This window comes from Kitasatospora sp. NPDC059803 (genome assembly GCF_042732255.1).
Classification (GTDB): domain Bacteria; phylum Actinomycetota; class Actinomycetes; order Streptomycetales; family Streptomycetaceae; genus Kitasatospora.
The window spans coordinates 1-1,482 of record NZ_JBHWIJ010000576.1 but is presented as its reverse complement, the minus strand read 5'-3'; the positions used below and the strand labels follow the sequence as shown (position 1 = coordinate 1,482).

1 protein-coding gene is annotated in these 1,482 nt (G+C 76.7%); it reads right to left on the bottom strand.

Going from position 1 to position 1,482, the window contains the following annotated elements:
- Positions 1–80: 80 nt before the first annotated feature.
- Positions 81–1,325, bottom strand: a complete 1,245-nt coding sequence (locus ACFV6I_RS39610; RefSeq protein WP_380431153.1) for a ribonuclease D — start codon at positions 1,323–1,325, stop codon at positions 81–83.
- Between the last annotated feature and the right edge of the window lie 157 nt (positions 1,326–1,482).

Here is a 1,482-nt window from a genome sequence, read left to right as displayed (position 1 = left end):
GGGTGTCAAAACCCCCCCCCCTCCTCGCCCGCGGGGGGGCCCCCCACCTCCCCCGCCCCCCCCTTCGGAGGCGCTCCAGGTCAGTCCTGGGCGGCCGCGGCCTCGGCGAACGAGGCGGCCATCACCGGCGCCACCAGGTCGACCTGCCACTGCCGGGCGCCGAGCCGGCGCAGTGCGGCGGCCACGCCCGTGGCGGCCGGATCGGCCGGCGGCTCCCAGGAGACCCGGCGCACCAGGTCCGGGGTGATCAGGTTCTCGGCCGGCAGGTTGTGCCGCTCGGCGAGGTCCGCGACCGCGGCGCGCGCCCCGGACAGCCGGGCGGCGGCCACCGGGTCCTTCTCGGCCCAGGCCCGCGGCGGCGGCGGCCCGTCGTGCGGCGCGGAGGCCGGCGGCAGCTGGTTCTCCGGGACTTCCCGGCCCCGCTGGACGGCCGCCAGCCACTGCTCCAGCTGGCGCCGGTGGACCCGCGGCCCGAAGCCCTGGACGCCCTGCAGCGCGGCGATGTTCAGCGGCATGGCCAGCGCGGCGTTGACGATCGCGGCGTCCGAGAGCACCCGGCCCGGCGAGACGTCGCGCTCCTGCGCCAGCCGGTCCCGGGCCAGCCACAGCTCGCGCACCACGGCCAGCTGGCGGCGCCGGCGGACCTTGTGCAGCTGCGAGGTGCGGCGCCACGGGTCGGTGCGCGGTGCCGGGCGCGGTGCGGCGGCGATCGCCGCGAACTCCTCCAGCGCCCAGCCGAGCTTGCCCTGGGCGTCCAGCTCCTGTTCGAGTGCGTCGCGCAGCTCGACCAGCACCTCGACGTCCAGAGCGGCGTAGCGCAGCCACGGCTCGGGCAGCGGGCGGGTGGACCAGTCGACCGCGGAGTGCTCCTTGGCCAGGCTCAGCCCGAGCACGCTCTCGGTCATCGGCCCGAGGCCGACCCGGGCGAAGCCGGCGATCCGCCCGGCCAGCTCGGTGTCGAACAGCTGCCGGGGTCTCATACCGACCTCGGCCAGGCAGGGCAGGTCCTGGGTGGCCGCGTGCACCACCCATTCGGTGTCGGCGAGGGCATCGCCCAGGCCGCTGAGGTCGGGGCAGGCGATCGGGTCGATCAGCGCACTGCCGGCGCCCACGCGGCGCAGCTGGATGAGGTACGCGCGCTGGCCGTAGCGGTAGCCGGAGGCCCGCTCGGCGTCGACGGCGACCGGTCCGGTGCCCCCGGCGAAGGCGGCGACGGTGGCGGCCAGCGCCTGCTCGTCCGCCACGACGGGCGGGATCCCCTCCTTCGGTTCGAGGAGCGGGACCGGGGCTGCTTCTTCTGGGATGGCTGCTACGGCGTCGGTCACCCACCAAGGGTACGACGGTCCTCGCGGCCGGGAGTGTTGTCGGACTGGTCAGACCGGGTCCGTGACTATGCCACGGGGCCCGGGCGGTGGCCGAGGGGCACGGCTACGGCCGCCGTCCACGTAACGATACTCCTCGCCCGCCGAGGCGGGGGCCTCC